The following is a 6,912-nucleotide window of genomic DNA, read 5'->3' on the forward strand; positions in this document are numbered from 1 at the left end:
ATCGACATGTCGCTTTCCGCGGCAACCTTCGCCCCGGCGAGCGTCGGCACCACATCGGTGGCATAGCCGAGCGCGAGGATCGCGTCGTGCAGGCGGCGCAAGAGCCGCGCCTCGTTGCCTTCAGGGGCATCGCGCAGGACGGTGCTGTAGGTCAGGACATGAAACAAGGCGTTGTAGGGAACGGACATCGGCAAAACCTTGCTTGCGGGAACGGCGGAACCGCCGTGCGGCGCCTTCGAAGTCAGGGCCGGTGGCGTAGCCTTGGCAAAGGCGGTCCGCTGCCGCACTAACATGGATCACCCGGTGCCGATCACATCGCGGTGACTGCCGGGGCGGAGCCCTCGTACGGCTCCGGTGTTCGGTGCCACGGGAGGGTTGCGGATGCGGGTCAGGTGGCGGCATGGGACGCAGTGAAGCCCGCAAGAAACGCGGGGAGGCCCTCTCCCGCAGGCTTCACTGGTCATCGGCTCGCGCCGCAGGCCGTCCTGCCAGGGACGGCCACACCTCACCGTGGCCCGGAATCGGGGGGGATGCACTTACCCAGGTTGGTGTTTGCGCGACATCGGGGCCGCCCCTGACGTTGCCGCGCGCTGGCTGGACGGCCCGCGCACCCGCGTTCCCGCGCGGCCTTCCAGAATCGCGCGCGCGTCCTGCAACCGGCCGATCCCGGCCATCCCGCCGCTGGCCCGCACGAAAGCGGCGGCCGAGGCGACCTTGGGCCCCATCGAGCCGGGCGCGAGCACCAGCGCATCAAGCGCGTCGGGGGTGGTGGCGCCGATTGCCGTCTGCTGCGGGCCGCCCCAGTCGGTGAAGACCGCCGCCACATCGGTCAGCATCAAGAGGGCGTCGGCCTTCAGCACCTCGGCCAGCAGGGCGGCGGTGCGGTCCTTGTCGATCACCGCCTCGACGCCCTCCATCCGCCCGGCCGTGTTGCGCGCCACGGGGATGCCGCCGCCGCCCGCGCAGATCACGCAGACCCCCGCCTCGACCAGCAGCCGGATCGCCGCCAGTCCGAGGATGCGCTGCGGCACCGGCGAGGGCACCACCCGGCGCTGGCCGCCCTTGCTATCGGTAACCATCGACCAATGGTGATGCGTCTGGATCAGATTGGCCTGCTCTGCGGTATAGACCGGGCCGATGGGCTTGGTCGGCGCGTCAAACGCGGGATCACCTGCGTCCACCTCCACCCGCGTCAGCAGCGTGGCGCATTCGGCCCCGTCAGGCAGCGCGTTCATCAACTCCTGTTCGATCAGGTAGCCGATCATGCCTTCGCTTTCCGCCCCCAGCACGTCCAGCGGCCAGGGCAGATCGGGCGCGTAGGCCGCACTTTCCAGCGCCAGCAGGCCGACCTGCGGCCCGTTGCCGTGGGCCACGATGATCTGGTGGTCGCGCGCAAGGTCCGCCAATGCCAGCGCGGCGGCGCGCACGTTGGTGTGCTGCGCCTCGGCCGTCAGCGCCTCGCCCCGGCGCAGCAGGGCATTGCCGCCAAGCGCCACCACCACGCGCATCTCAGGACCCGATGGTGGCGACAAGCACCGCCTTGATCGAATGCAGCCGGTTCTCGGCCTGATCGAAGACCACCGAGGCGGGGGATTCGAAGACCTCGTCCGTCACCTCCATGTGGTCGATGCCGAAGGTCTTGAACACCCGTTCGCCCTCCTCGGTGTCGCGGTTGTGCAGGGCGGGCAGGCAGTGCATGAACTTGGCGTAGGGGTTGCCGGTCGCCTGCATGACCTCGGTTGTGACGCAGTAGGCCGACAAGAGGGCGATGCGGTCCGACCAGATCGTGTCCGGCTCGCCCATCGAGACCCAGACATCGGTATAGATGAAGTCGCAGCCTTCGACCCCCTCGCGGACATGCTCGGTCAGGGTGATGCGCGCGCCCGTTTTCGCGGCAATCGCCCGGCACTGGGCCACCAGCGCCGCATCGGGCCAGCACGAGACCGGGCCGCAAAGCCGCACGTCCATCCCGATCAGCGCCGCCCCCACCATCAGCGAGCTGCCCATGTTGTTGCCTGCGTCGCCCATGAAGCAGAAGGCGATATCCGACAGGTGCTTGTGCGTGAATTCGCGCATCGTCATCAGGTCAGCGAGGATTTGCGTCGGGTGGAACTCGTCGGTCAGCCCGTTGAACACCGGCACGCCCGAAAATTCGGCCAGCACCTCCGCATCCTTCTGGCCGAAGCCGCGATACTCGATGCCGTCGTAGAACCGGCCGAGCACGCGGGCGGTGTCCTTCATCGATTCCTTGTGGCCGATATGGGTGCCGGTCGGCCCCAGATAGGTGACATGCGCGCCCTGATCGTGGGCCGCCACCTCGAAGGCGCTGCGGGTGCGGGTGCTGTCCTTTTCGAAGATCAGCGCGATGGTCTTGCCCGCCATCCGGGGCTGCTCATAGCCGCCGCGCTTGGCCGTCTTAAGGCTGGCGGCAAGGTCGAGCAGGAAGCGGATCTCGTCCGGGGTGAAGTCCAGCAGCTTGAGGAAACTGCGGCCGTGCAGATTGAGGGGCATGGGGAACCTTTCAGGCTCAAAGGGCGTCTCGGATCAGCGGGCAGGACATGCAGTGCGACCCGCCCCGCCCGCGGCTAAGCTCTGCACCGGGGATCGAGATCACCTCGACCCCCGCCTTGCGCAGCAGGGTGTTGGTGTATTCGTTGCGCTCGTAGCCGATGACCACGCCGGGTTCGAGGCAGAGCAGGTTGTTGCCGTCGTCCCACTGCTCGCGCGCCGCTTCGTAGGCATCGCCGCCGGTCGGCACGACGCGCAGTTTCTTGAGGTGCAGCGCCTCGGTCACGACTTCAAGGAAGCGCCTGGCCTCGGTGGTCACCTCCACCGCGCCCGCCGGGCCGGGGCGCAGCGAGAAGCACCGGATCGCGTCCGTCACCTCGGCATAGACGGTCACCAGATCGCGGTCGCAGAAGGTAAAGACGGTGTCGAGGTGCATCGAGCCGCGTTCACGCGGGAACTGGCAGGCGATCACCCGCTCGGCGGCCCCGGCGGCGAAGAGCGACCGGGCGATCTGGCCCACCGCCTGCGGCGTGGAGCGTTCGCCCATCCCGATCAGCACCACGCCCTGGCCGATCGGCATCACGTCGCCGCCCTCGACGGTGGCGGGGCCGTGATCGACCATCGGGTCGCCGTACCAGATCGGGAACCCGGCATCCTTGAAATCGGGGTGAAAGCGGTAGATCGCGGCGACGTTCAGGGTTTCCAGCTGCCGGATCGGCCATTTCATCGGGTTCACCGTGACGCCGCCGTAGATCCAGCAGGTGGTGTCGCGGGTAAACAGGTGGTTGGGCAGCGGCGTCAGGATGAAATCCTGCGGCCGCAGCATGGGCGCAAGGATGCCCGTCGCCGGGATCGGCAGTTCCGCCCGGCTCATCCCCCCGATCAGGATGGTGGACAGAAGCCCCGCGTCGATCTCCATCAGATGCGCCAGCAGGTCATCGGCAAGGCCAACGCCCACGGTATTGTCGCTGATCCGCGCCTCCAAGAGCCAGCGGCGCGCGACGGGGTCGCGCATCGTTTCTTCCAGCAGCTCGCGCAGGAACACGACCTCGATGCCGCGGCTTCGCATCACGTCGGTGAACGTCATGTGCTCGATGCGCGCCTGCTTCACCCAGATTACATCGTCGAACAGCATCTCGGCGCAGTTCGCGGGGGTCAGCCGTGCCATTGCCGCGCCCGGGCGATGCACGAGAACGCGCCGCAGTTTTCCAGCCTCGGAATGGACGCCATAGGTGAGGGTCATCGTCTGTCCTGTCGTTGAAATTGGTTCGGGCAGCGTCGTGCGCCCCGTCAGCCTTGGCGTCACCCTGGCAGGTTGCGTCGGCGCGTCCCTGATGCAGGTTGGCCCGACGGCCGGATTTTTCGCCAGTCGCCGGGCGCGGAGATTCATCTACGGCCTCCCACCCTCGGGCCGATCACGCGGAGGTGATGCCCGCCTTGCTGCAGGTCAGCGCCGCCCGCGCTGCGGGGACCGATGATTTAAACGCCGATGGCGCTGACGCCCCCATCCGGATGCTGTCAAAGGACGTCAGATGGAACGCGTTTCCAAATCCCTACGAACCGCCGCCGACAGGCTAGGCATCGTGCTTGCGGCCACGGTCGCCGCCAACGCCTTTGACAGCGCGGCGGGGTATGTCACCTCGGGCCTCAATCTGCGGGCCGGGCACGGGTTATCCCGCGGCGGCCGTCATGGGCGCCGGGGATGCCGTTCTGGTTTACGGCTGCACCACGGGTTACGGCTGGTGCGACGTCAGATGGTCCGGCAACCGCGGCTGGGCCTCGGGCCAGTATCTGCAAATGGATTACCAGAGCCGTCGCGCCCCGATCATGACCGAGGGCGCCGTGATCGGCATTCCCTTCGTGCTGTTCAGCCTCGACAGCTACTGGCAGCAGAACTACCAGAGCCGGTCGTTCTACGGTTCCCGCACCCGCTACCAGGGGCAGAGATTCAATCCGCAAGGCCACGCCGAGACCGGCGCGCGGACCCAGCACCCGGCGCAGGGGAGCGGGGAGCAAAACCACCCGCCCAAGGCGCAGACCGTGCATCCGCAGAAGCCTGCCGGTCGCAAGCCGATCATCCCGGTCTGCGCGCCCGGCAGCCACGCAAGCGGCAACGCCTGCGTCCGGAACTGACGGGGTTCGCCTCAGTCCGCTGACCTGCCCTGCGCCTCCAGATGCGCCTCAAGCAGGTCGCGCTCGCGGATCAGGGCGCGGGCGCTTTCGCTGCCGATCTCGCGTTTCCGCATCATGCGGAAGATCGCGCTGCGCTCGGACCTGAGCGCGGCGAGTTGCAGTTCACGCTCGATGCGCGTGCTGCGGTCGGCCTCCATGACGCCGTCGCTCGGCTTGGCGCGCGTTTCGATGCGCAGGTGGTAGGGGCCCGCCACCAGCGCGGCGGCGGCGGCATAAAGCGCGGCCTCGGCATCGTCGGCGCCGTGGACGCCGCGGATCCGGTCGATCTCGGCGATAGCCGCTTCGGCGGCGGCGCTGCGGGCGCGATCCTTGTCGGCCTCGTCCGAGGGTTCCGGCCCCATCACCTCGGAGCCGAGCAGAAGCGGCAGACCGATGGTTGCGGCGATCAGCGAGACGATGATGACCCCCATCGCGATGAAGATCGCCAGATCGCGTCCCGGAAAGGCGGTGCTGTCGGCCAGCACGACCGGCAGCGTCAGCACCCCGGCCAGCGTAATCGCGCCGCGCACCCCCGCCACCGAGGTTGCCGCGACCAGCCGTCCCGAGGGCCAATGCCCGCCGCCGTCGGCCACCGCACGGAACCGCCGCAGGCCGAGCGACACCCAGACCCAGATCATGCGCACGATCAGCATGGCGGCGTAGATGACCAGCACATAGGCCAGCAGCCACCACGGGTTCGTGTGGCCCGTCACCCGGACGGTGGCGTTGGCACCCTCCAGAATGCGCGGCAACTGCTCGCCGAGCAGCACGAACACGATGCCGTTGGCGACAAACTGCACCGCGTCCCAGACCGAGTTGCGGCGCATCCGCGTTGAACCCAGCGCATTGCCGGAGGCTTCGACCGCGCTCATGGTGACGCCGGCCGCGACGGCGGCGAAGATGCCCGAGGCGTCCAGCGCCAGCGCCGCCTCGTAGGCGAGGAACGGGATCAGCAGGCTGATGACGATCTGCGAGCCGCTTTCCTCGCCGATCCGGCGCGACAGCCAGTCCTTGCCGCGCGCGGTGACCCAGGTGACGCCGACCCCGACGGCAAGCCCACCCCCCGCGACCCAGAGAAAAGTCAGGCCGGTGTCGAGCGCGGAAAAGGTGCCGCTGACCAGATAGGCGATGGCAAAGCGCATGCAGATCAGGCCGGTCGCGTCGTTCAGCAGCGACTCGCCCTCAAGGATGTGCATCATCCGGCGCGGAATGTGGATGCGGGTTGCGATGGTGGAAACGGAAATCGGGTCGGTCGGCGAAAGCACCGCCGCCAGCGCCAGCGCCGCCGCCAGCGGAAGGGTCGGGATCAGCCAGGTGATGAAGAAGCCGACGCCAAACACCGTGGCCACGACAAGGCCGAGGGCCATCTGCACGATCGTCGCGCGATCCTTCAACAGCTCTTCGGTCGGAATCCGCCAGCCATCCAGAAACAGCAGGGGCGGCACGAAAAGCAGGAAGAACACGTCGGGATCGAGCGGAACCTGCATGTGGGCCCGGAGCCCGATGACCGCGCCCGAAGCGATCTGCACCAGCGGCCGCGGAATCGGCAACGGCAGGCTGCGCGACACGATTCCGCTTACTACGACGACAAGCAGCAGCACGAGGTTGGTGACGATGGTTTCCAGCGGCGAGTCCCGTCCACGGCAGCGCACAGCCCCACGATCAGGCGGCAGTGGCACGTCCGCCGCAGTCTAACGGCCGGCAGGGGCAAAGGCCAGTTTGGCGGCGCGGCCCCGCCAACCGCGCGCCCAGGCGTGGTAGATCCCCGATCACAACCGCGTGCCGCATGATCCATATCAGTGCGCGCACTCCCACCGTTTGGTGCATTGGCCCCGCACAGCTTACATGAGAATTTGACATGCAAAGCGGGAAGGTCGCGGGCGAAGCCCGCAGTGCCGACACCGAAACGGCCCGCAAGCATCTTGCCGTCGAGACGGGCTTGCCGCCGTTCCCCGACTACATGATCGACGCGTTCCAGCGCGGCCTGTTGTTCCTCGACCTGTTGCGTCAGCGCGGCAACGAAGAGATCGAGATCACGTCGCGGCCGCTGGCCACCGTTCTGCGGTTCGACCACGACCTGCTCATCGACGGCCTGACCCTGCCGCGCCCGATCAACTATTCGCTGCTGCGCATCCTGCCGCCCGACGGCACCGCGACCGATCCGCTGAAGCGGCCGGTCGTGGTGGTCGACCCGCGCGCGGGGCAAGGCCCCGGCATCGGCGGCTTCAAGGC

7 protein-coding genes are annotated in these 6,912 nt (G+C 68.0%); 2 read left to right on the top strand and 5 right to left on the bottom strand.

The window, feature by feature from the left end:
• The 4 genes from AC11WY_RS18820 to arcA form a co-directional block, all read right to left on the bottom strand.
• A partial coding sequence (locus tag AC11WY_RS18820; protein ID WP_482922404.1) for a hypothetical protein occupies positions 1-188 on the bottom strand: 188 nt, incomplete at its 3' end.
• 348 nt (positions 189-536) lie between these two features.
• On the bottom strand, positions 537-1,508 hold the full coding sequence (locus tag AC11WY_RS18825; RefSeq protein WP_482928332.1) for a carbamate kinase: 972 nt from the start codon (positions 1,506-1,508) through the stop codon (positions 537-539).
• 1 nt (position 1,509) lies between these two features.
• A complete protein-coding gene (gene argF / locus AC11WY_RS18830) occupies positions 1,510-2,511 on the bottom strand; it encodes an ornithine carbamoyltransferase (protein WP_482928334.1) in 1,002 nt (333 codons plus the stop codon).
• Positions 2,512-2,527: 16 nt separating this feature from the next.
• Positions 2,528-3,751: an arginine deiminase gene (gene arcA / locus AC11WY_RS18835; RefSeq protein ID WP_482928336.1), complete on the bottom strand. Its 1,224-nt coding sequence runs from the start codon at positions 3,749-3,751 to the stop codon at positions 2,528-2,530.
• A 389-nt stretch (positions 3,752-4,140) separates the two neighbouring features.
• Here arcA and AC11WY_RS18840 point away from each other — a divergent pair, with 389 nt between their 5' ends.
• Positions 4,141-4,641 carry an SH3 domain-containing protein gene (locus AC11WY_RS18840; RefSeq protein ID WP_482928338.1) on the top strand — a complete coding sequence of 167 codons (501 nt, stop codon included), beginning with the start codon at positions 4,141-4,143 and terminating at the stop codon, positions 4,639-4,641.
• Between the two features lie 11 nt (positions 4,642-4,652).
• On the opposite strand, the gene AC11WY_RS18845 is transcribed toward AC11WY_RS18840, so the two are convergent.
• Positions 4,653-6,332: a Na+/H+ antiporter gene (locus AC11WY_RS18845; protein ID WP_482928340.1), complete on the bottom strand. Its 1,680-nt coding sequence runs from the start codon at positions 6,330-6,332 to the stop codon at positions 4,653-4,655.
• 206 nt (positions 6,333-6,538) lie between these two features.
• Here AC11WY_RS18845 and AC11WY_RS18850 point away from each other — a divergent pair.
• The coding region (locus AC11WY_RS18850) for a DUF3141 domain-containing protein (RefSeq protein WP_482928342.1) at positions 6,539-6,912 on the top strand (374 nt) is incomplete at its 3' end.

Source organism: Solirhodobacter sp., from assembly GCF_964715405.1.